Source organism: Gemmatimonadota bacterium, from assembly GCA_009835325.1.
GTDB lineage: Bacteria > JAAXHH01 > JAAXHH01 > JAAXHH01 > JAAXHH01 > JAAXHH01.
Window position 1 is genome coordinate 70818 of sequence record VXWP01000117.1, and the last position, 22967, is coordinate 93784.

General features: G+C 63.4%; 20 protein-coding genes. 9 read left to right on the forward strand and 11 right to left on the reverse strand.

The window, feature by feature from the left end:
• Positions 1-43 precede the first annotated feature (43 nt).
• Positions 44-1345, reverse strand: a complete 1302-nt coding sequence (locus F4Z81_15610) for a DUF1624 domain-containing protein (protein ID MXW06476.1) — start codon at positions 1343-1345, stop codon at positions 44-46.
• Positions 1346-1418: 73 nt separating this feature from the next.
• On the opposite strand from F4Z81_15610, the gene F4Z81_15615 reads away from it, so the two are divergent.
• Together F4Z81_15615 and F4Z81_15620 are read left to right on the forward strand one after the other, a co-directional pair.
• Entirely contained in the window at positions 1419-2564 is a 1146-nt protein-coding gene (locus tag F4Z81_15615; GenBank protein MXW06477.1) for a histidine decarboxylase, read from the forward strand.
• A 17-nt stretch (positions 2565-2581) separates the two neighbouring features.
• Positions 2582-2986, forward strand: coding sequence for a hypothetical protein (locus F4Z81_15620; GenBank protein ID MXW06478.1), 405 nt, complete (start codon positions 2582-2584; stop codon positions 2984-2986).
• A gap of 7 nt (positions 2987-2993) precedes the next feature.
• Here the strand turns inward: F4Z81_15620 and glnA are convergent, their stop codons facing one another.
• On the reverse strand, positions 2994-4343 hold the full coding sequence (gene glnA / locus F4Z81_15625; protein ID MXW06479.1) for a type I glutamate--ammonia ligase: 1350 nt from the start codon (positions 4341-4343) through the stop codon (positions 2994-2996).
• 400 nt (positions 4344-4743) lie between these two features.
• Between glnA and F4Z81_15630 the strand changes: the two genes are divergently transcribed.
• Both F4Z81_15630 and F4Z81_15635 read left to right on the forward strand, forming a co-directional pair.
• Positions 4744-5697, forward strand: a complete 954-nt coding sequence (locus F4Z81_15630) for an ornithine cyclodeaminase family protein (protein MXW06480.1) — start codon at positions 4744-4746, stop codon at positions 5695-5697.
• Entirely contained in the window at positions 5694-6737 is a 1044-nt protein-coding gene (locus F4Z81_15635) for a glycosyltransferase family 9 protein (protein ID MXW06481.1), read from the forward strand. The genes F4Z81_15630 and F4Z81_15635 overlap by 4 nt, the downstream gene beginning before the upstream one ends.
• 129 nt (positions 6738-6866) lie before the next feature.
• Here the strand turns inward: F4Z81_15635 and F4Z81_15640 are convergent, their stop codons facing one another.
• Positions 6867-7106, reverse strand: a complete 240-nt coding sequence (locus tag F4Z81_15640) for a hypothetical protein (protein ID MXW06482.1) — start codon at positions 7104-7106, stop codon at positions 6867-6869.
• A 308-nt stretch (positions 7107-7414) separates the two neighbouring features.
• Here F4Z81_15640 and F4Z81_15645 point away from each other — a divergent pair, with 308 nt between their 5' ends.
• From F4Z81_15645 to F4Z81_15660, 4 genes are read left to right on the forward strand one after another with little or no spacing between them, the layout of a single operon-like run.
• Complete coding sequence (locus tag F4Z81_15645; GenBank protein MXW06483.1) at positions 7415-8119, forward strand: ABC transporter ATP-binding protein; 705 nt, start codon at positions 7415-7417, stop codon at positions 8117-8119.
• Between the two features lie 9 nt (positions 8120-8128).
• Positions 8129-9538 carry an ABC transporter permease subunit gene (locus F4Z81_15650; GenBank protein MXW06484.1) on the forward strand — a complete coding sequence of 470 codons (1410 nt, stop codon included), beginning with the start codon at positions 8129-8131 and terminating at the stop codon, positions 9536-9538.
• A gap of 2 nt (positions 9539-9540) precedes the next feature.
• Positions 9541-10989, forward strand: a complete 1449-nt coding sequence (locus F4Z81_15655) for a DUF3526 domain-containing protein (GenBank protein MXW06485.1) — start codon at positions 9541-9543, stop codon at positions 10987-10989.
• Between the two features lie 40 nt (positions 10990-11029).
• Positions 11030-11416 carry a MerC domain-containing protein gene (locus F4Z81_15660; protein ID MXW06486.1) on the forward strand — a complete coding sequence of 129 codons (387 nt, stop codon included), beginning with the start codon at positions 11030-11032 and terminating at the stop codon, positions 11414-11416.
• A gap of 2 nt (positions 11417-11418) precedes the next feature.
• On the opposite strand, the gene F4Z81_15665 is transcribed toward F4Z81_15660, so the two are convergent.
• Genes F4Z81_15665 through F4Z81_15685 form a run of 5 tightly spaced genes read right to left on the reverse strand, consistent with a single transcriptional unit; the run spans position 11419 to position 18004 of the window.
• A complete protein-coding gene (locus tag F4Z81_15665) occupies positions 11419-12486 on the reverse strand; it encodes a hypothetical protein (GenBank protein ID MXW06487.1) in 1068 nt (355 codons plus the stop codon).
• Between the two features lie 3 nt (positions 12487-12489).
• Positions 12490-13815, reverse strand: coding sequence for a sulfatase (locus F4Z81_15670; protein MXW06488.1), 1326 nt, complete (start codon positions 13813-13815; stop codon positions 12490-12492).
• A 37-nt stretch (positions 13816-13852) separates the two neighbouring features.
• Positions 13853-15622, reverse strand: coding sequence for an arginine--tRNA ligase (gene argS, locus F4Z81_15675; GenBank protein ID MXW06489.1), 1770 nt, complete (start codon positions 15620-15622; stop codon positions 13853-13855).
• A gap of 10 nt (positions 15623-15632) precedes the next feature.
• Positions 15633-16061 (reverse strand): YjbQ family protein, encoded by a 429-nt coding sequence (locus tag F4Z81_15680; protein ID MXW06490.1) that lies wholly within the window; start codon positions 16059-16061, stop codon positions 15633-15635.
• Positions 16061-18004, reverse strand: coding sequence for a S9 family peptidase (locus F4Z81_15685; protein ID MXW06491.1), 1944 nt, complete (start codon positions 18002-18004; stop codon positions 16061-16063). The genes F4Z81_15680 and F4Z81_15685 overlap by 1 nt, the downstream gene beginning before the upstream one ends.
• 143 nt (positions 18005-18147) lie before the next feature.
• Here F4Z81_15685 and F4Z81_15690 point away from each other — a divergent pair, with 143 nt between their 5' ends.
• On the forward strand, positions 18148-19893 hold the full coding sequence (locus tag F4Z81_15690) for a proline--tRNA ligase (GenBank protein MXW06492.1): 1746 nt from the start codon (positions 18148-18150) through the stop codon (positions 19891-19893).
• A gap of 22 nt (positions 19894-19915) precedes the next feature.
• Here F4Z81_15690 and F4Z81_15695 read toward each other — a convergent pair whose 3' ends face one another.
• The 3 genes from F4Z81_15695 to accC form a co-directional block, all read right to left on the reverse strand.
• Complete coding sequence (locus F4Z81_15695; GenBank protein MXW06493.1) at positions 19916-20779, reverse strand: TIM barrel protein; 864 nt, start codon at positions 20777-20779, stop codon at positions 19916-19918.
• An 87-nt stretch (positions 20780-20866) separates the two neighbouring features.
• Positions 20867-21373: a hypothetical protein gene (locus F4Z81_15700; GenBank protein MXW06494.1), complete on the reverse strand. Its 507-nt coding sequence runs from the start codon at positions 21371-21373 to the stop codon at positions 20867-20869.
• 78 nt (positions 21374-21451) lie between these two features.
• Positions 21452-22966, reverse strand: coding sequence for an acetyl-CoA carboxylase biotin carboxylase subunit (accC, locus tag F4Z81_15705; protein MXW06495.1), 1515 nt, complete (start codon positions 22964-22966; stop codon positions 21452-21454).
• Position 22967 lies beyond the last annotated feature (1 nt).

Sequence of the window (22967 nt, forward strand, 5' to 3'; positions counted from 1 at the left end):
ATTGCACGGGTAATGTGAATCGTAAACAGCTTGCGAGCCGGAGCTAGATATACCTTACCCATCCTTTGGGACGGCGGGCTTTGAATCGGCGGAACCACAGGCACACCGGATAGAGCAGGATCAGCACCCCCAGGGCGGCCAGGTAGGCGGCGCCCAGACCCTGTTGCATGAACATGCCCAGAGCCAGCCCGCTGAAGATCAGGATGTGCATATGAATCAGGTAGAAGAAGAAGGCGGTCTGGCCGAACACCAGCAGGGGATTCCGGTTTCGGATCGGATTTTTCAAATTGCGCTGGTACCGGAAGAAACCGGACAGGATCAGGGCCATCAGACCCAGCTCCAGCAGTGCGAAGGTCAGGCTTGGCGGGTATTTACTGACATAGAGCCACTGCACCAGGGAAAAGTCCTCACGCAGGAGCAGCATGTTGCCATATCCGTTCCAGGCGCGGAACAGCACGAACAGTCCCAGTGCCAGAAGCCCCGCGATGACCAGCAGGCGCTCAATCGGCATCGGGGACCGTGGCGCGCCGGCGGACGCTCCGATGGTCGACCCACTTGAAACATCGGACGACGGCGTCGGTGCGATCGATTGCTGTACCAGGTAACGCCCCAGCAACCAGCCCAGGATCATCATCCCCAGCCAGGGCACGAAGGGATACTGCACCCACAGGGGTATGGGGCCGATCTTGACGAGCAGCCCCGGATGAAAAAACGGGTTGAAAACGCTCATCCAGCCCAGGTTGCGGACCTGGGCAGCCGCCTCGTTCATCGCTTCCTGATCGAATTCCCCGTCCGGCATCGGCATCTTCGTCACCTCGCGAATCATGTCGGCCGAAATGCCGCCCAGGTGCATGATGCCCCAGAACACGGCTTCGTGACGGAACAGGATCGAAAGGGCGGCGATCAGCAGCGTGCGGGTGGACAGGCGCCGCAGGGGGATCATGCAGATCAGGCCCATGGCGATGGCGAACAGGACCTGGAGACTGAACGGAGACCACCACAGCAGTTCGAAGGCAAGGATGACGAGCGCCCGCTTGAACAGGTGCCGATCCAGGTCGCGGTCACGCGCGCCGGCAAGACGGCGCCGCTCGAAACTCAGCGCCAGCGCGGTCCCGGCCAGGAAGACGAAGGTCGGCGCGCACAGGTGGGTGATCCAGCGTGTGAAGAACTGGGCGGCGGGGAGCGCGGTTCCCGCCTCATGGGCGTACCACGAATCGTCGGCGAGCCGGCCACCGTTAAACGCCAGGCTGGCGTGGTCGATGGCCATCAGGACCATGACGAGGCCGCGCATCCAGTCGATCGCCGCCATGCGGTTGGCGTCTGTGATCGGCCGCGTTCCAGCCATCCCCGCATCTTGGACTGTTCGGTTGTTCGAGATTTCCTGACTCCCAGATCGATTTTAGTGTAAATTACACGTTATGACCACGAGACCTGCATACCCTGACCCGGTTGCCGATACAGCCGTGCTCGACGAGTGTAGCACGGCAAGGCTGGATGCGCTCTACGAGCGACTGACCTCCCTCAGGAAGGTATCCATCGGCTATCCGTGCAATCACCGGTTCGATTTCGCCCCGCTCTACCGCTTCATGGAGTTTGCCGTCAACAATCTGGGCGATCCGTTTTCGGGCAGCAACTTCCGCATGAACACCCACGACTTCGAACGCGAGGTGATCATGACCTTTGCCCGCCTGACGGGGATCGACAGCGAAGACTGCTGGGGTTACGTAACTAACGGCGGGACGGAGGGGAACATGTACGGCCTCTATCTCGCCCGGGAAATCCATCCGGACGGCATCGTCTATTTCTCCGAGGATACGCATTACAGCGTCAGCAAGATACTCAGGCTGCAACATACGCGCAATATTATGATTCGAAGCGGTCATACCGGTGAAATGGACTACCGGGACCTGGAGGAGAGCATCCGGATCCACCGCGATGTGCCGCCCATCGTGTTCGCCAATGCCGGTACGACGATGACGGGCGCCATCGACCGGCTGGACCGCATACGGGAGGTCCTTGAAAGACAATGCACGCCGAACGCGTACATTCATGTCGACGCGGCCTTTTCGGGCATGATCCTGCCCTTCGTGGACGATCCGCCGCCCTGGCACTTCGGCGATGGCGCCGACAGCATTTCCATTTCGGGACACAAGATGATCGGATCTCCCCTGCCGTGCGGCGTGGCCATGGTACGGAAGACGCACATGGAACGTATTTCCCGTTCGGTCGAATATGTGGGCGCGCTCGATACCACCATAAGCGGATCCAGAAACGCGATTACACCCCTGATGCTCTGGTATGCCCTGCGCCTGCACGGCGACGACGGGTTTCGAGACCTGGTCGGCGAGTCCGTGCGAAAAGCGGCCTATGCGGAGAAGGCGCTGAACGAGATCGGCGTGAAGGCCTGGCGTAATCCCTACTCGGTCACGGTCGTCTTTCCCCGGCCGCCGAAAGCTATCATGGACAAATGGGTGCTAGCCGGTTCCGGCGACATAGCGCACCTCATTGCCTTGCCAGGCGTTACCTGGGAAACGCTTGAGGAATTCATTGACGATATGCAGTGAGCAACCGAGAAATCCACATGAATGAAATCATCATCCCGGTAAAAGAACCTCCCGGCACCCTGGCGGCCGTCTCCGAATCGCTCGCCCGTGCCCAGATCAACATCGAATTCATAGAGGCCCGCGTGGTGGGGGAGGGCGGCATCATCGTATTGCGCGTGGACCGCTATGACGCCGCGCTCCGGATACTGAGGGATGCGGGGTACCGCGCGGTTACCGAGGATGCCCTTGTGCTCGACCTGGAAAACCGGCCCGGTGCGCTGGCGGAGGTGGCAAGGCGCCTGGCGGACGCCAGGATCGGAATCCGCAGCCTTCGGATCGTCGAACGGGCCGGTGAACGAAGCCTGGTGGCGCTGGTCGCGGATGATCCGGACGCCGCCCGGCAATTACTCGCCGCGGAGCTTGTGGGTGGGGGCGGGACTTGAATAAAGCCTACAGCAGGGACATGTAGGTTTTCAGTTCGTAGTCGGTGACCTGGGACCGGTAGCGTTCCCATTCTTCCTGCTTGTTCTCGATCAGCTTGTCGAAGACCTCTTCTCCGAGACAATTCACCAGCAACTCGCTTCCTTCCGCCAGTTTGATCGCCTCGTTCAGGTCTTTGGGCAGGGGCTGTATGCCCAGCTTCCGGCGTTCCTCATGGGACATGCTGGACAGGTCGACCTCCGCCGGTGGGCCGAGTTCGTACCCGTTCTCAATGCCCGCCAGGCCCGCGGAGAGGATGACGGCAAAGGCCAGGTAGGGGTTGCAGGATGGATCGGGGGCGCGGTATTCCACGCGCATGGCTTCATGTTTCGAGGGGTTGTAGGTAGGCAGCCGGATCATGTCCGCCCGGTTGTGCAACGCCCACGATACGAAAAGCGGCGCCTCGTAGCCGGCGATGAGCCGCTTGTACGAGTTGACCCACTGATTGGTGACCAGCATGGTCTCGGGAGCGTGGCGCATCAGCCCGGCGACAAAAGACCGGCCCGTATCCGACAGGTGGTATTCCATGCCTTCGTCGAAAAAGGCGTTTTGGTCGCCGCGGAAGAGCGAAAGGTGTATGTGCATCCCGCTTCCGTTGTGGCCGGCGTGGGGCTTGGGCATGAAGGTGGCGTACACGTTGTGCCGGAGGGCCACTTCCTTCACCACGAGGCGGTAGGCCATCGTATAGTCCGCCATGGTCATGGCGTCGGTGTACCGCAGGGAGATCTCGCTCTGGCTGGGACCGCCCTCGTGGTGGCTGAACTCGACGCCGATACCGATCTCTTCGAGGGCCATCACGGTGTCGCGCCGCAGGTCCGTCGCCCAGTCCAGGGGCGTCAAGTCGAAGTAACCGCCCTGGTCGAGGGGCTGGGGCGGGCCTTCGCTGGACTTCAGGTAGTAGTATTCCAGTTCGGGCTGGACGTAGAAGGTGAACCCGTGCTCGGCCGCGCGATGGAGGCTCCTTCTCAGGATCTGGCGGGGGTCGCCCTCGTAGGGCCTGGCGCCGTCGGGTTCGAGGATATCGCAGAACATGCTGCCCACGGCGCTCTTCCGGGCGTCAGGCCGCCACGGCAGGATCTGGAACGTGCTGGGATCCGGCATGGCGATCATGTCCTCCTCGCTGTGCCGGATGAATCCCTCGATGGAAGAGCCGTCGAAGACTTCGCCGTCCTCCAGGGCGTCTTCCAGTTCCTCCACGGTGATGGAAAAACTCTTCAGAAAACCCAGAATGTCCGTAAACCACAACTGGATGATCTTGACGTTGTGTTCCTGGGCTGTATGGAGGACGTAATCCTTCGCCGCATCCGATGTGTCGTTCATGCCTTACCTGCAGGGGGTTCCACCATGGCTACTTGGACGGCTTTACCTTGCGCTTCCTCTTCATGTCGCGGATCGCGGCCTTGCGCCTCTGTTCCTTGCGGAACCGCTGTCTCCGGAGTTCCTTCTGGCGTTCGCGCATACCTGCTCCTGGTGCGTGTCCGGCACCTGGACCGGACGGTTGTTTTAGGCTCCCGAAGACCCGGATCGAGCTGTTCTTCGGCGAGCCCTGACTGCTCGGATTCGATCAGATTGTCATTGATTGCAGCTTCAAGGACGATTATACAATCTAATCCGGGCAGCCTGTCCGGGCAATCAGTTTCTCGGTCGTTCAACACCCCGGTATTCCGTCTTCCGACTGGAGTCTTGCGTGAACCAGGTACGTCTACTGTCTAGATCGGATATGGCTTCCGTCCTCACCATGCCGGATGTCATCGAAGCCGTGGAAGAGGGGTTTCGGTCCGCGGGCGAGAAAGACGACGTCCCCGTCCGCCTGCCCGTCCACGTAGCGGACCGGCCCTCCGTCGCGCTTTTCATGCCGGCCTACCTTGCCGGATCGCATACGCTGGGCGCCAAGGTCGTTTCCGCGTTCCACGACAATCCTGCCAGGGGCCTTCCGATGATCACGGGATTCTACGTGCTGTGCGACGCGGAGACCGGGCGGCTCATCGCCCTGATGGACGCCACTTTCCTCACCGGAATACGTACGGCGGCCGCGTCCGCGGTGGCCACGAAGTACCTGGCGCGCAAGGATGCCAGGGTACTGGGCATCATCGGGACGGGCGTCCAGGGCCGGTTCCACGTGGACGCGATCCTGGCGGTCCGCCCCATCGAACGGATCGTCGTGTACAACCGGACGCCCGAGCGGGGACACGCACTCGCCGATGACCTTTCGTCCCGGGGGATATCCTGCCGCGTGGCGGAAACCGCTGCCGAATGCGCGGCCGAAGCGGACGTGCTCGCGGTCTGCACGTCCAGCAAGTCGCCCCTCTTCGACGGCGGCCTGGTTCGTCCCGGCAGCCACGTGAACGCCGTTGGCGTCTACACCGCCGACTCGCAGGAACTGGACGCCGGGTTGATCCGGCGGGCCCGCGTGTTCGTCGATACCTACGAAGGCGCGCTCGAGGAAGCGGGCGACATCATCGTCCCCCTGCGGGCGGGCGAAATCTCCAGGGATCACATCCGCGCCGAACTGACCGAACTGGTGACCGGCAGGAAGGAAGGACGGACCGGTGACGGGGAGATCACCGTTTTCAAATCCGTGGGTTACGCCATGGAAGACGCGGTCACCGCGCGCCTGGCCTATGAACGGGCAGCGGATTCGGGGGTAGGCGCTACATTCGACCTGGAAGCATGAAGCGCGTTTTGATCATCCGATCGGGCGCGGTCGGGGACCTGATTCTTACGCTCCCCGTGCTCTCCGCGTTGAAGAAGCGTTATAGCGGCCTGTCCATCGGCATAATGGGCGATCCGGTCCGGCTGTCGCTGTTGAAGCACTGCGGGTTCGTGGACGACGTGCTATCGGTGGACGACCGGAAATTCACCCCTCTGTTCGCGCCGGGCGGACCGGGCACACCGGGCGGCGCACTCCCGGGCTCCGTGCCGCGGAAGCTGCCCGATCATTTGATTCGGCACCTGCGATCCTACGACTTAATACTCTCCTATCTGCCCGATCCCGACGGTGTGTTCGTGGAGAATCTCCGAAGGATTGCGTCCGGCCCGGTGCTCACAGGACAGTCCCGGCCTCCCGACGGCCGTAGAATCCACATGACCCGCGTGTTGATGGATGCACTGAAACCCCTGGGTATCGAGACTGCAGTCGATCCACCCCGGGTCGTAGTTCCGTCAAGCGACGCCCCGGACGACTTGGGAGAACCGGAAACGGAACAAGGGCTGGTCGCCATCCACCCTGGTAGCGGTGGCGCGGACAAATGCTGGCAGGCGGAAAACTACGGGGCACTGATCGACCTGTTGACCGAATCGGGCTTCAGGCCGATGATCACCTTCGGGCCGGCGGATCACCGGATCCGTCGTCGCCTGCTGCCCTGGATCGAATCCCGCGATGTCCTGGTTATCGAGGACCGGTCCCTGGTGGAAGTGGCCGCCCTGTATGCCCGTTGCCGGACCATGATCGGCAACGATTCGGGCATGACCCACCTGGCCGCGGCCGCGGGCACGCCGGCCATCGCGCTGTTCGGACCGACGGACCCGGCCGTCTGGGGTCCCCGGGGGAAGGACGTGTGCATACTGTGGGGTACCGATGTGTTCGAAGGAGACGTGGACGGTATAAGATGGAAGCCACCGTTCCGCCCGCGAAGCCTGGACGACATCGAAGCGACGACCCCGTTTCGAACCCTGTCGGGTTTCTGTGCAGCCGCCGGCGCGGAACGCAATTAGATTCAAGAGTCAGGGGTGGTTTCATGTAAATAAGTTGAGGTTACCTCAGAACCGATGAAATGTTGAAGGCACTTGACACGACTTCAAGGGCGTACTATGTTCGCCGACATGCGACCGGATTGGTTGAAGCTAAAGTGTTGGACCGCGGTTTTTGCTGTCGCCCTCTTCGTGCTCTCGGCGACGCCCCATGACCACGACCACGACGAAGAATGCGTAAACGGCACCTGTGTTCCCTGTCATGTCCAGGGACTGCCAACCATCGATTCCATCGATCGCTCCGGGGCACACGACTTTCCCGATGTGCCGGTATACCGTATATCCGGCGCGTACGCCCAGGTGCATCCCCTTGATGCGGCGACCCGAGGACACGATTCTCGGGCCCCACCTGCCTGAATACCCCTTCCTTTCCCTTTTTCACATAATTCGTCCAGTTCCTGATGCCAGTTCGCTGGTTTTGCGCCATCAAATACGTCCCGTGCATCGGTGACTTTGTCTTCCTGGAAACAGTGATCCGAAGTCGCGCCAGCGGCGTGGCAAGGGATCGAATATACTTCATGCAACCGGAGGGAAAATCTATGGAATCCGGTCCGGAATCCCGGATGAAGAACACAAGCGATGTACAGACTGCCGAGGAGCCTGAAACCCCGGCCGATTCGGCAGGCTCCGCGATGTCGCCCGTGCTGGAAGCCCGGTCGCTGTCCAAGCGTTATGACGAAGTAGAAGCTGTTGTCGGCCTCGATCTCCGTGTCGGCCCGTCGGAGATCTACTGCCTCCTGGGTCCGAACGGCGCCGGCAAGACGACGACGATCCATCTTTTCCTGGGGTTTCTGGAGCCGACGTCCGGAAGCGCTCACGTGATGGGTCTGGACGTCGCCGAGGAACCGCTGAAATCCAAAACACACCTCGCCTACGTTCCCGAACAGGTCATGCTCTATCGCAACCTGAGCGGCCTGGAAAACCTGGCCTATTTCGCCGCTCTGGGCGGGAAGGAATCCCTTTCGGCGGATCGCCTCACCGAGATCCTTGGCGAGGCGGGACTCCAGGCGGATGCGGTACATTCCCGCGTATCCTCGTATTCCAAGGGTATGAGGCAGAAAGTCGGCATTGCGATCGCCATCGCCAAGGAGGCCGACGCCCTGCTCCTCGACGAACCGACGTCCGGGCTCGACCCCGAGGCTTCGAACGAGTTCTCCGAACTGCTGGAGCAGCTCAAGGACCGGGGCGTAGCGGTGCTCATGGCGACCCACGACCTCTTTCGCGCGAAGGAAACCGGAACGCGGGTCGGAATCATGCGGCACGGCCGCCTCGTTGCGGAGATGACCACCGACGAAATCGGCCACGCGGATCTCGAACGTATCTACCTCGAACACATGCACGATTAGGAGCCAACTATGATCAGGCATATCGTCCGAAAGGAATTCATGGACGTAGTGCGGGACGGGCGCTTCCGCTGGTGCGCCGCCCTGGTAGGCGCCCTGCTCCTGGTTTCGCTGGGAACGGGATGGGTCCAGGCGCGAAATGCGCAGAAGGAACTCGCCGCCGCACAGGCAACCGCCCGCGATCACTGGGAATCACAGGGCGAGAAGAACCCCCACTCCGCGGCCCACTATGGTGTATACGCGTTCAAACCCCGGCTGGCGCTGTCCTTCGTCGATGAAGGGGTGGATTCCTATACGGGAACTTCCGTGTTTCTGGAGGCTCACAGGCAGAACGACTTCCTGCTGCGCCCCGCACAGGACGCGACGCCCGCGCAGCGCATTGGCGCGTTAACGGCGGCGCAGGTCCTTCAGCACCTGGTACCGCTTCTTATCATCCTGCTGACCTTTGGGGCGCTCGCCGGCGAGCGGGAGCGGGGCACCCTGCGGCAACTCCTCGCTACGGGCGTTGGACGCCTCGAACTCGCCATGGGCAAGGCCCTTGGCGCGACGGCCGCCCTGGCGCTGCTCCTGGTACCCGCGGCAGTTGTGGGCGCGGCCGCCATCGTCGTGGGCAGCCCAGGACCGGCGACTTCCCCGCTGGTACGCGGCGCCGTGCTTGCCGGGATTTACCTGGCCTATTTCGCCACGTTCATTGGTTTGTCCCTCGCCGTCTCGGCCCGGGCCCCTTCGGCACGGGCCGCGCTGGTCGTCCTGCTGGCCATCTGGGTGGTGAACGGACTCGTGGCGCCACGCGTCGCGGTGGATCTCTCGAAATGGCTGTACCCGACGCCTTCCGCGATCGAGTTCGCCCACACCCTTGAACAGGAGATGGCCAACGGCGTGGAGGGCGTTGACCGTCCCGACCGGGCCGCCGTGACGCAGAACCTGCTAGCCCAGTACGGGGTGGAGCGGACCGAAGACCTCCCGATCAACGCGATCGGTGTCTTCCTGCAGGAAAGCGAGGTATTCGGCGACCAGATCTTCGACCGTAATTACGGTGCATTATGGGAGACCTTCGAGCGCCAGGGATACGTACACGAAGCGCTCGCGGTGACGGCGCCGCTGCTGGCGGTTCGGACGCTTTCCATGGGCCTGGCCGGGACCGATGTCGAACAGCACCGCCACTTCGCCGGCGCCGCGGAGCAATACCGGAGGGATCTGGTGGAGCGCTTGAACGGCGAGTTGACCGAAAACTCCCGAACCGGTGAGGTCTACCTCGCCTCCGCCGATCTCTGGTCGCAGATGCCGCCCTTCCGGTACGACGCGCCGGAAGTGTCGTGGGTCCTGAAGAACCGGGCCCTTTCGCTCCTGATGCTCGGACTGTGGCTGGCCGGTGCGTTTGTGGTCGCCACATACGCCGTTCGCCGCGCGGAGGTGGCCTGATCATGCAGACCAGGAACATAAAGACCATCCTGCTCAACGAGTGGCGGCTTCTAGCGGCCGACCGCACCTTGCGGATCGTCCTGCCCCTTTTCATCGTCCTCTTTGCCTACGCGCTGGCCAACGGCATGGCCTGGGTCCGATTCCAGGAACACACGGTCCAGGTCGTACGGGAGGGGAATGTCCAACGGACTGAGGGGTTGGAACGCGAACTGGCCGCCATCCAGAACGGAGCCCAGCCGTCCTCCCCCTTCCGCGACCCTCGCAACGCCAACGTGATGGGTGGCCGCAGGGGCGCCCGGGCCGTCGCGCTGGATCCCGGTCCCCTGACCGCACTGGCGGTGGGACAAAGCGACCTGCTGCCGTACTACTACGATGTCAGCATCTATACCAACGAAACCACGTTCCTGCAGAACGGCGAGGTGGAGAACCCGCTCAACCTCATGGTGGGAAGATTCGACCTGGCCTTCGTCGCGATCTACCTGCTGCCCTTGCTCGTGCTGGCTATGGGTTTCAACGTGCTATCGGGGGAACGCGAACAGGGCACCCTGGCCCTTACACTTTCCCAGCCCGTATCGGCGCGCCGGTTCGTAACTGCGAAACTCGCCTTCCGCGCCATGCTGGTCCTGGCCGCGGCCATCGGGGTGTCGTTGATCGGAATACTGATCTCGGGAGGTTTCGGGTCTACGGGGCCGCTCGGCAGGGTGCTTCTGTGGTGCGCGGCGCTGACGGTGTACGCACTGTTCTGGTTCGCACTCACCGCCTGGGTAAACAGCCTCGGCCGGTCATCCTCCTGGAACGCCACAGTGCTGGTGGGGGCCTGGCTTGTACTGGTGGTGGTGCTGCCGGCCGCCATCAACATCGCCGCGGGCCTGCTCCATCCGCTCCCGTCGCGGGTGGAGATGATTACTGCCCAGCGCGAAGCCTCAAACGACGCGGTGAACCGACGCAGCGAACTGCTTGCCCGTTACCTCGAAGACCATCCCGAACTGACCGGTGGAGACGCGACCGATGAACCCAACCGGGCGGCGCTCGCCTGGGCCGCGACAGACGCGGTGAACCAGCGCCTGGAAGAGGTGTCTGAGCGACATAGGATAGGACGTGACGAGCAGAATGAACTGATCCGCCGCTACAGGTTCTTCTCCCCCGCGCTCCTGGTCCAGGAGCTGCTGATCGACGCGGCGGGTACGGGTGATGCGCGGTTTTCCCGGTTTCAGTCGCAGGTGCGAGATTTCGCCGGTCAATGGCAGTCGTTCTTCGTGCCCGCGATCCTGGCCGGGGAGAAGATGTCGGCGGATGTGCTACCCACGTTGCCGGGTTTCAATTTCGTAGACGAGTCCTTAGGCGACGTGGGCCAGCGCGCGACGGTACCGCTATCGGTACTGATCATACTGGTCGGGCTGGTAGGTACGGGCGCCTGGGTCGGACTCGGCAAGGTCCGGGGCGCCGGTTGAGCTGGCCCCGGATTTATCCCATAGGAGATTCAGATAAGAAATGAACTATCAGATAAGTAGAGGAACCGTAGACAACATCGGCGTGTTCGTCTCGTCTGCATGTGCGATCCACTGCCTGGCCTTGCCGTTGGTGGTGACGTTCCTGCCGCTAGTGGGTCTCGGATTCCTGGCCGGTGAACCCGCCGAGTACGCCATAATCGGCGCGGTACTGCTCGCAGCCGGGAGCGTGGTCGCAGGCGTAAGGTTTCACAGGAGCTGGAGGGCGTTTCTTACCCTCGTACTGGCCGTGGGGATAATCGTTACGGGTTTCACGGCGGCCGAAGGGAACTTCGAGGTAGTCCTCCATGTAACCGGGGGCATATTGCTCGCGACGACCCATCTCCTGAACCGGCACCTGTGCAGGACCTGTCCCGCGGCCGGCTGCTGATATCAACCCGCGTCCGGCCTGAACGACCAGGCAGCTTTCCCCGTCCTGTCCACGGTAAGGCGGCACGCGGGGCCAAAGGTGTGGGTCGTGGTGACCGAGACCGGCTGCGTCTCCATGGAGAATTCGGTGATGCCGTAACCGTCGCCGAAGAGCCCGGATGCCGCGGACCCGGTGCGGTCGGCGGGAGCCCCGGCGGGAACCGCGCCGACCGCGAGAGGGTCGGCGCCTGGCCCGGCAAAACCGCCGCCCCGGGTTGACCATTCCACCACGATGTCGAGGTCTGGCCCGCGGAAGGATGCGCGTTTCTCTATCCCGGAAGGCTTCGCACCCGCGTCATCGTCCGTCTTGCCCGCCGCGATGCAGACCGCCGACCCCGGCTTCGTTCCCACGCCATCGTCCGCACTCCGTTCCACCGGGCTGGCCATCTTCGTTGCCACGTATCCGTACACCCCCAGTTCAGCCTCGAGCAGGTCCGCCTCGTCGGGCGGAAGCGTCACGGTCACCGACGTGATGTCCCGGAACAGCCGGCCAGGCAGGTCGTCGCCGATGGCGGAACGGTAACGGGTCAGGAACCCGCTTCTGGCAATACCGGCCGTCTCCGCGCCAGGCTTTTCCGGAGGAAGGTCCGGCGCCCAGCGTTCCAGGAACCCGGGATCGTATTCCATCACCCAGGAAATCAACCGGGCGTCGTCCTTTCGGGGTATATCGACCGTCCAGAACCAGGGGATGTCCTGGTCCCGGTACCTTCTCTTCCGCTTGAACCGCGTGATATCCCGTTTCAACGCCCTTTCCAGGCGGCCGGCGAGATCCTCTGATCCGCCCTCCTGCTCTATGCCGAAAGCGATGGCGTCGCGGGGCGCCCAGGAGGTACGGCCCGGATCCATGAACTCGAAATAGGTCTCGCGGCCATAGTAGTAGCGGCCGGTCCACGACATGTCCGTGGCCTGGTCATGGGTCGTCCGCTCTTCGGAACAGGCGAAGTGCTCGTTCAGAAACCCGGACGCGCCGATGGAACGATAAGTCTCAGCGTCCAGGAAGATGAGCAGGTGGTTCAGATAGACAGGTTGCATGGCTCAGACGGGATACTGGGGGTCATCGGCCGCCGACAGATCGGCGGGGCTGTTCAATACGCCCCCGGGATCCGGGGGAACGACCTCGTGATCGACCAGGGGATCGCCCGTGGAAACCATCCAGCGGTCCAACCGGGCGCGCATGTCGCGCAACACGTCCGCGGATTCGGGCCGGTCGGCCAGGTTGTTGGTCTCGTTTGGATCAAACACGGTGTCGTAGAGTCTCTCACGGGGCACAACCCGATCGCGCCAACCCTGCTCGATCAGGGTCGTTTTCGTGATCGATGCGTCGCAGTTCGTCATGACGGGAAGTTCGCGGTCTCCGTATCGCCGGATGTACTTCCAGCGTTGCGTCCGCACGGCCCTCTGGGGCTCGTAGGCCGCGTGGTAGTTCACCTCGGCGAAGACTTCTTCCCGGATCTCCGTGGCTTCACCTCGGACGAGCGGGTCCATTGACACGCCCTGCAGCCAGTCCGGCCAGGCCGACCGCTCGATCCCGACCAACGCGCAGATAGTAGGGAACAGGTCAATCTGGCTAACCATGCCATATATGACTTTGCCGCCGCTGTATCCCGCGGGACCGCGAAGGATGAGCATGACGCCCATGCCGTGGTCGGTGAGGTGGCATTTCATCATGGGGAAGGCGATGCCGTGATCGGTGGTGCAGACGACCAGGGTGTCGTCCCTCAACCTGCCCCTGTCGATGGCCTCCAACACCCGCCCCATCTTTCGATCGAGCGTGCGTGCGGCATCGATAAACAGGCCCATGTCCCGGCGAAGCTCCGGCGTATCGGGGAACGGTGCCGGCGGGCGCACGAAACGGGGATCGGCCGGCGGTTCCCCATCGGGTTGCGGTGCGAAGCCCGCGCCTCTGCGATGGGTTTCCCCGAACCCCACGTCCAGGAAGAACGGGCGGTCGTGGGGTTCGGACAGGAAGGCGGCGGCGAGTTCTTCAGCAGGGGCTTTCTCGTCACCGGTCTCCCGCGGCAGGATGCGTGACCACCCGGCGTCATCCAGATCCTTCACCACGTGCTGGAATCCGGCCATCACCGTGTCGAATCCCGCCTTGCGCAGCGTGTGCATGATGAGCCGCTCGGGATGGTGGATCGACCATCCCCGGTTGACCAGGCCGAACATGCCGCAGCTGTGGGCCCACTGTCCGGTGAGCAGGGCCGCCCGGCTCGGGGAACAGGTCGGGTTCGCGCAGTAGGCCGACCTGAAAAGGACCCCGTCCTCCGCCAGTCGTTGCAGGGCGGGTGTGGGTATGGCGTGGCCGTAGGGTTGTATGTACCGGCCCGTATCGTGGGAATGGAGGTATACGATATTCACAGACTGACGATCCCTGGGTATGGTTTTCTACCTGTTGCTACATGCGCCTCGGCACCTCAATGCCGAGCAGGTCCAGCACCCGCTCCAGCACGCGCAGCGTGACCCCCGACAGGGCGAGCCAGGAGGCCCGGCGGTCCGCATCTTCCTCGTTCAGGATGTGGTGGGTATGGTAGAACCGGTTATAGGCCGTGGCCAGCTGGAAGGCATACTCGCACAGGTGGTTCGGCGCCCGGGTTTCGAAGGCCAGGTCGACCACCTCGGGCAATTCGGACAACTTGAGGTCCAGGTCGCGTTCCGACTCGCTTCGGGGCGCCATGATCCCACCCGGCTGGAGGCCGCGTTCGCCGGCCCGCCTTAGCACCGACTTGATCCGGACGGCTGCGTAGAGGATGTAGGGACCCGTTCGGCCCTCGAAGGATGAAAAACGGTCCAGGTCGAAGACATAGTCCTTCGTCCGGTGGTTCATCAGGTCGGCATACTTCAGGGCGGCTACGCCCACGATGCGGGCGATGTGCTCCTTCTCGTCCTCGTCGTATTCGCGGACCGATTCGATGGTTTCAATGCGCGCCATGGCGTGATCGGTCACCAGCCCGATCAGGTCCTTCAGTTTCATGATCCCGCCTTCGCGGGTCTTGAAGGGCTTCCCGTCCTTACCGTTCATGGTCCCGAAGCCGTTGTGTTCCAACCGCGTCGTCTCCGGCGCTACGCCCGTCTTGTAGGAAGCCTTGAATACCTGTATGAAATGCTGCCGCTGCCGATTGTCGACCACGTATAGGATGCAGTCGGGCTGGAATTGCTCCACGCGCTGGTTTATGGTCGCCAGATCGGTCGTGCCGTACAGCACAGCGCCGTCGGTCTTCTCCAGCATCAGCGGCGGGATCGATTCCTTGTCCTCCGAGTCGTCGACCTCTACGACCAGTGCGCCCCGGCTTTCCGTGGCGTATCCCTCCGCCTTCAATCGTTCAATCAGACCAAGAAGCCGGTCCTGGGTATCGCTCTCTCCAAGCCACAAGTCGAAATGGATGTTCAACAGTTCGTAGCTCTGCCGGAGGTCGTCGACGGACACGTCACGGAAATGTTGCCACAGCGCGCGGTAACCCGGCCGTCCGGCCTGCAGGTCCACCGTGGCCTGACGCGCGGCCTCGGCGAATTCCTGGTCGCTTTTTTCTCTTTCGCTGGCCTGGGGATACAACTCCTCCAGGTCACTTATGGTCACGGGGGGCTCATCGGGATACGGCCCCGAGAAACCGGCGTCGAAATAGGGCAGGCCGGGCTGGCGGTCCCGGAGGCCCTCGATGATGAGACCCATCTGCAGACCCCAGTCGCCCAGGTGCACGTCGCCGATCACATCGTGGCCCAGGAAGCGGCAGATCCGCACGATGCTCTCGCCGATGATGGCGGCCCGGAGATGGCCGACGTGGAGCGGTTTGGCCACGTTTGGGCCCCCGTAGTCTACGAGGATCCGGCCGGGCGTCCCGGTGATTTCGCAGCCCAGCCTGTCGTCCTCGTACACTTCCTGGACGTGGGCGGCGATGTAGTCATCCTGCAGCACGATGTTGATGAAGCCCGGTCCGGCGAGCGAAAGATCTTCGAACACGGCCGGCGCCGAGATGGAATCGACCACGTTCTGTGCAATCTGACGTGGGTTGGCCCGGTACTGTTTGGCCGCCGCAAGCGCCCCGTTGCACTGGAACTGGCACAGGTCCGGCCGGTCCGATACCCGCACTTCGCCATAGCTTCGATCATAGCCGGCCGATTCGAAGGCGTCGGCAAACAGGCCGGTCAGTTTATCCGCCAGGGTTCCCACGAAGATCCTTTCAGGCTGGACTGCCGTATATGGTGACCACCAGACGCCGCGCGCCGCCGCGGTCCCGGTGTTCGCAGAGATAGATGCCCTGCCAGACCCCCAGGTTCAGCCGGCCGGCGGTGACGGGAATGGACACGCTGCTGCCCATCATCGAGGCCTTGATGTGCGCCGGCATGTCGTCCGGTCCCTCCTCGTCATGACGGTAGTACGGCTGGTGCTCGGGGACCAGGACGTTCATGTGGCGCTCGAAGTCGCCCCGGACGTCGGGCGCCGCGTTCTCGTTGATGGTGAGGGAAGCGGAGGTGTGGCAGATGAAGACGTGGGCGATGCCGACATCGATATCCGCCAGCGCGGGGACCTGGCCGGTGATCTCATCCGTCACCAGGTGGAAGCCCCGGGGCCTGGGGGTCAAGGTAATCTGCTTCTGTATCCACCGCATCAGAGTACGTACCGCTTCAGGAACCGTTCCACGTCGTCGTAGAAGGAAACGATGGTTTCGACTTTGCGCCAGCCGTGCCCCTCGCCTTCGTACAACCGGTAGATGTGGGGCACCTTGTTCCGCTTGAGGACCTCGACGATCGATTCGGCCTGGTCCGGGGGGACCACCTTGTCCTCGCTGCCCTGGAATATGGCGACCGGATCGCGGATTCTGTCCGCGTGGAAGAGGGGCGACCAGGCCTGGTACCGGTCGCTGTGCTCGGGCAGCGTCCCCACCATCAGGTCCAGGTATTTCGCCTCGAACTTGTGGGTATCCGTGGCCAGGCCGAAGAGATTGGTCACGCCGTAGAGACACAGGCCGGCCCGGAAGACTCCGGGGTGATGGACCAGGGCGTTCAGTACGGTAAAACCTCCCGCGCTGCCGCCCTTGATGACGATGCGGTCCGGATCGGCGAGTTCACGATCCACGAGGGCAAGGGCGCCGCTGACGGCGTCTTCTGTGTCGTACTCGCCCCAGTGCTCGCGCAGGGCGGTCATGTAACTGCGCCCGTAACCCGTACTTCCGCGGTAGTTGACATACAGGCAGGCATAGCCCCGGTTGGTGAAGAAAGGGATCTCGGCGGAATAGTCCGTCCGATGCTGGCCGGTCGGTCCCCCGTGGATGCTGACAATGGCCGGCGGCTTTCCGGACCCGGAGAACCGGCTGCTGGCCGGTGGATAGTAGAGTCCGTGCACCTCGCCCCCGCCCGGGTTCTTCCAGGTAATCGATTCGGGAACGGAGAGGTCGGCTGCGGGGATCATCTCCGACTGGCTGCGGCGATGCACCGTATGGCGATGCACCGTTGATTCGCTTTCCTCCAGGGTAACCACGCGCTCCGGAACGGTGGACGAAGAGGCGATACAGGCCACGGCATCCCGCGCCGGGGAGATGGCAATCTGCATCATCCAGGTGTACCGGGGTGTTTCGACCTTCGTCTTCCGGCCGGTCGACACGGAGACCTTCCAAAGCGACGCGAAGCCCTTTTCGTTTGTGCGGAAGTAGAGGGTATCGCCGTCCGGCCCCCAGCCGTAGACCCGTACGCCCTGTACCCAGGCTGGGTCGGCCAGGGTGGCGCCCCCGGCCACGACGCGCTGCTCGCCCGTATCCAGGTTCAGCGCGACCAGGTTTTCCCACTCTCCTTCCGTGACGATGTAGGAAAGCCACCTGCCGTCGGGGGAAAAGGCGGGCTGGAATACCGGCGTATCCGTATCTCCCGCGATCAACTGCTCGTCTTCCAGCGCACGGCGGCCGGAATCGATCCGGGCGGTCTTCAACCGCGTGCCGTCCCAGGGCATCTGCGGCTGGTCCCACTCGATCCAGGCGATCCGCTCGCCGTCGGGATGCCAGGCCGGCTGCATGTAGAAATCAGCGCCGCGCACCAGGTTCACCGGCCATCCGCTGCCCTCGCCGTCGACCAAAGCGATGACGTCTACCGATTCGCAGGTGTGGACGTACAGCACCCACTTTCCATCCGGTGACACGGTGGGCGAAGCGGCCGCGCCAAAGGCGGGCGTGATCGGCCGGGCCGTTCCCGGAGCGAGGGACTGGCGGTACAGCCTGCCGTCCTTTTCGGCGAACACGACCCAGTCATCGGCCACGGTGAAATCGCCGCCCCCGTAGCCCACGCCGCCCCGGACCGGATGGCCGTCCGTCAGGTCGTATGGCGCGTCGGTGCCGTTGCGGCAAACGAGCACACCGGTATCCGATCGCTGTTCCAGCCATACCAGGCCGGTGCCGTCGCCGTTCCACTGCACGTCGTAGAGCGGTGTCCGGGCACCCATCGTCTTCGCCGTAATGGCGCTTTTCCAGTAACCATTCGCGACGGGTATGCGGTCCGTTGACACGGGTATGCGGTCCGCCGCCTGACCGGTCAGCACGGGTTTGTCCTTATCGCCAGGTTCCATGTTTACCGCTTGTAATCACCGCGCTTAAATCCTTTCTTGAATATACCCGCAGGCGGTTCGTAAGCAACCGTTTATGCATCGTCCGAAGGCATGTCCGAATCATCACCGCCCGGCTGGCCCGGGAACCGGTTACGGTGCTGTTCATGCGTCTCTCAAAGTTCTTCTATCAAACGCTGCGCGAGGCACAGGGCGAAGCGGAAACGCCCAGCCACCAGCTTCTCCTTCGCGCGGGTCTCGTCCGGCAGGTGGCTTCCGGCATCTTCGCCTACCTGCCCCTCGGCCTGCGGGTCAAACGACGCATCGAAGAGATCGTCCGCGAAGAGATGGACGCCATCGGCGGCCAGGAGGTGGCGCTGCCCGTGGTGCAGCCGGCGGACCTCTGGCGGGAGAGCGGCCGGTGGCAGCAGATCGGGAGCGACATGGCCCGGCTTAAGGACCGGAACGGCCGCGATCTGTGCCTGGCAATGACCCACGAAGAAGTGGTGACGTCCCTGATACGCGACGTGATCAGAAGCTATCGTCAAATGCCCTGCCTGATGTACCAGATCCAGACCAAGTTCAGAGATGAGCCGCGGCCGCGAGCCGGGCTGATCCGCATGCGCGAGTTCACGATGAAGGACGGATACTCTTTTCACGTGGATGCCGGAAGTCTGGACGACTGGTACGAGAAGGTCTTCGAGGCTTATACCAACATATTCCGGCGCTGCGGACTCGACGCGGTGGCGGTGCGCAGCGACCCGGGGATGATGGGCGGGTCGGACGCCCACGAGTTCATCGAACCGGCGCCGTCCGGCGAAGACACGATCCTGTCCTGCGATGCCTGCGGATACCGTGCAAACAGACAGGTTGCACTATTCGGGAAAGACCGCCCGACCGCCGAGGAACGGCTGCCCCTCGAGGACATCCACACGCCGGGCACCGCTACGATCGACGATCTTGCCAGGTACCTGGACATCCCTGCGACGAAGACCGCCAAGGCTGTGTTCATGGTCGCCACTGTCCCGGACGATCGGGACGGCGGCGAAGGCGGGGCGGCGGACCGGTTCGTGTTTGCCGTGCTCCGGGGCGACATGGAACTCAGCGATACCAAGCTGGCCAATGCAGTCGGAGCGCTCCAGCTGCGGCCGGCCACGCCGGAGGAGATACGCGCCGTCGGCGCGGAGCCCGGCTTCGGGTCGCCGCTCGGCATAGACCGGTCCCGATCGCTCCTCGTCGTCGACGATCTGATCCCGGCCTGCTTCAACCTGATCGCGGGCGCCAACCGGATAGACTATCACGTGCGCAATGTGAATTACGGACGGGACTACGAAGCCGATATCGTCGCGGACATCTCCGCGGCCGGCGACGGAGACGCCTGCCCCGCCTGCGGCGCCGGCCTCCGGGCCGACCAGGGTATCGAAGTCGGAAACATCTTCAAGCTCGGGGATAAGTACAGCAAGGCCATGAACGCTGGCTACCTGGACCGGGCGAATGTCTCCCGGCCCGTCGTCATGGGTTGCTACGGGATCGGTATCGACCGCCTCATGGCGTCGATCGTGGAGCGCCACCACGACGACAACGGCATCTGCTGGCCCGCAGCCACGGCACCATTCCAGGTGGTCGTCATCGACCTGTCCGGCGGCGATTCCCGCCTATCTGACGCGGCGGAATCGGTTTACGAAACCCTGGTCTCGGCGGGACTCGAAGTGCTCTTCGACGACCGTGACGATCGAGCCGGAGTGAAGTTCAACGACGCAGACCTCATGGGCATTCCGGTGAGGCTGACCGTGGGCAGGCGCGGGGTAGAAAAAGGCGTTGTGGAACTCAAGATACGGCGGTCGGGCGAGATGAAGGATGTGCCGCTGGGGGACGGGCTGGTGCAAGCGGTGAAGGCGTCAATCGGGACGTAGACTCTTGTCCTTTGCGGTATCGTCAGAAGATTTCCACCCCGGCTTCCGCCGCGATGCGCCGGACGTTCGCGACGGCCGTCGGGATTTTGTCCTCGGGCAAATGCTCCACCAGCATGTAGCCTTCCGGCTGAACCTCCTCCCAACGCCGAACGGCCGTGACCAGGTCGAGCACCCCGGCGCCGGGCACTTCCTCGTTCATGTGGAGGACGAAGCCGGGTTCCACGCTGAGGTCCTTGATGTGGCAGACTGTCGAGATCGGTCCCATGACGTCGAAGATGTGGTTTAAACGTTCCGTGCTGTGGTAAGCCTGGTCCAGGGACTGGAAGTGGTTCACGAAATCCATGACCACGCGCAGTCGATCGGACCCGACGGCTTCGATCACCTGCCGGTTGATCTCGGGCGACCCCATGATCGTAAGCACGTGGGTCTCGATCACGATGGTCATCCCCTCCTCCTCCGCCTTGCCCGCGACCCGCGACAGGGTGTCGATCAGCACGTCGAGCCGACCCGGTTCGTGGTTCTCGGGCGTAGGGTCATAGGACCCCGCCGGGTTCAGGCTGCCGGTCCGGATTAATACGTTGTGAGCCCTGAGTGCCCGGCCTGCTTCGATGCCGCGGTAAATGGTCTGTAAAACCCGGTCACGCACCGATCCGTCCGGGTCGAACAGGCACTCGCGGTAGCCGATGCCGAACTGGGCCAGCTCCAGACCCAGCTCATCATAGAGCGCGTTGACCCGGTTGCAGTCCGCCGGCGTCAGCTCGTCCAGTACCTCACCGGGACCGTGGTAGCAGACCGAGGTGACGCCCTGGTCCAGGCCCTTCTTCAATACCTCAGCCGTGACGGCCCGGGGATCCCCCGGCGCGAAACCCACGACGCCCAGTCGCATGTAACCGTCCTTTACGTACCCGCTTGATCCGATCCGGACCGCGCGCTACGCGATGCCGCGCGCCTCGTTCTTCCGCCCGGCGTCCTTTCAGTTCCCGATGACCACCAGCACGTCGTTCTTGTCTACCGTGTCCCCTTCGCCGATCCGGATATCCTTGACCGTGCCGCCCGCATGAGCCCGTAGTTCGTTCTCCATCTTCATGGCTTCGATGACGACCACACCGTGGCCGGTCTCCACCGTATCGCCCACCGCAACGGAAATCGACACGACGCGGCCGGGCATGGGCGCCTTGATCTGTTCGCCCCCGGCGCGTCGCCGGGTCTTGACCTGGCCGCGCAACCGGGCCAGTTGTTCGTCTTCCACGGTGACCAAGGACGATACGCCGTTGACCCTGACCTCCCGTTGCTCGCCCCAGGTCGCCGCGACCGCCGTATAGGACCTCCCTTCGATGAGCAGGGAATAGAACTGATCCCCCTGAATCGAGGCCATGTCGATTTCCACCGGGCGACCGTCGATTTGCAGCGCGACCCGGCCTTCCCGGTCATCCAGGCTGACGGTGTATGTCGTACCCTGAATGGTGACTAGATAGCTCAACGTGCACCCTTTCGCCGTCTTATGCGGCGGGCAATCCGCACGGCAACCTGCACCGGTCAGCCCGCGGCGGGAAGGCCGTCATCTGCCCCTGCGCATGGCGTCGCGCCTCCCGGTCAGCTTCCACGGACTCTCTCCGGACCCGTCGGATCCATCCCCGCCGACCCCGGCCGGCACTGCCCGTCTCGCTTCCCGGTGCTTCATGATGGCGGCGAAGGCGGCGGCGATATGACGCTCATCGGTCCCGGCGTCTTCGTCAGGCCCCATGGTCTCGACGAAAGCGGTGGAATAGTCGCCGGAAATGAACCGGGGGTCGGAAAGGGTCCGGAGGTGGAACGGAATCGTGGTCTTGATCCCGCCGATATCGTATTCTCCGAGCGCTCTTTTCATGCGGGCGATCGCTTCTTCCCGCTTCTCGGCCCATACGATGAGCTTGGCGATCATGGGATCGTAATAGATCGGCACCTCGTAACCCACGCAGAAACCGCTGTCCAGCCGGACACCGGGGCCGCCCGGCTCGCTCAGGCGCGTAACCACGCCGACCGAGGGCATGAACTGCGCATTGGGATCTTCGGCGGAGATGCGGCACTCCAGGGCCGCGCCGTGCAGGCGCACGTCTTCCTGCCTGAAGGGCAGGGGCATGCCGGCGGCGATTTCGATCTGTCGCCGGACCAGGTCCTGCCCCGTTCTCAGTTCGGTGACCGGGTGCTCGACCTGAAGGCGGGTGTTCATCTCGAGGAAATAGAACTGCCGGTCCTGGTCGACGATAAACTCCACGGTACCGGCGTTGGTGTACTGGACGGCTTCGGCGGCCCGTACGGCCGCTTCTCCCATGGCGTTCCGCAGCGTATCGTCGAGAATGCAGGAGGGCGATTCTTCGATGAGCTTCTGGTGGCGGCGCTGGATCGAACACTCCCGCTCGCCAAGATGCACCGCGTGCCCGTGCCGGTCGGCGAGGACCTGGAATTCCACGTGGCGGGGTTCCACCAGGTATTTCTCCAGGTAGACCGTGGCGTCGCCGAAGGCGGACTGGGCCTCGGACCGCGCGGTCCGGAGCGCGCCGGCCAGGTCGTCCGGGGATTCCACGACGCGCATGCCCTTGCCGCCGCCGCCCATGGCCGCCTTCACGAGGACCGGGTAGCCGATGGATTCCGCCGCGCCGAGGGCTTCCTCGTCACTGCCGATCCCTTCTTCGGTCCCCGGTACGACGGGCACCCCGGCCCGGCCCATGGTCTTTCGCGCCGCCGTCTTGCTCCCCATGGTCCGCATGGCCTCGCCGGAAGGGCCGATGAACGTGATGCCGGCCTCCGCGCAGCGATCGGCGAACTCCCCGTTTTCGGAAAGGAACCCGTATCCCGGATGGACCGCGTCGGCCCCGGCCTTCTTTGCAGTCTCGATGATCCGGTCCACGCGGAGGTAACTGTCCGAGGAAGGCGCGTCGCCGATGCAGAAGGCCTCGTCGGCGAACTGGACGTGCAGGGCGGTGCGGTCCGCCTCGGAGAAGACGGCCGTCGATTCGATGCCCATTTCCCGGCACGTGCGGATCACCCGGACGGCGATCTCTCCGCGGTTGGCGATCAGTATTTTTCGGATCATG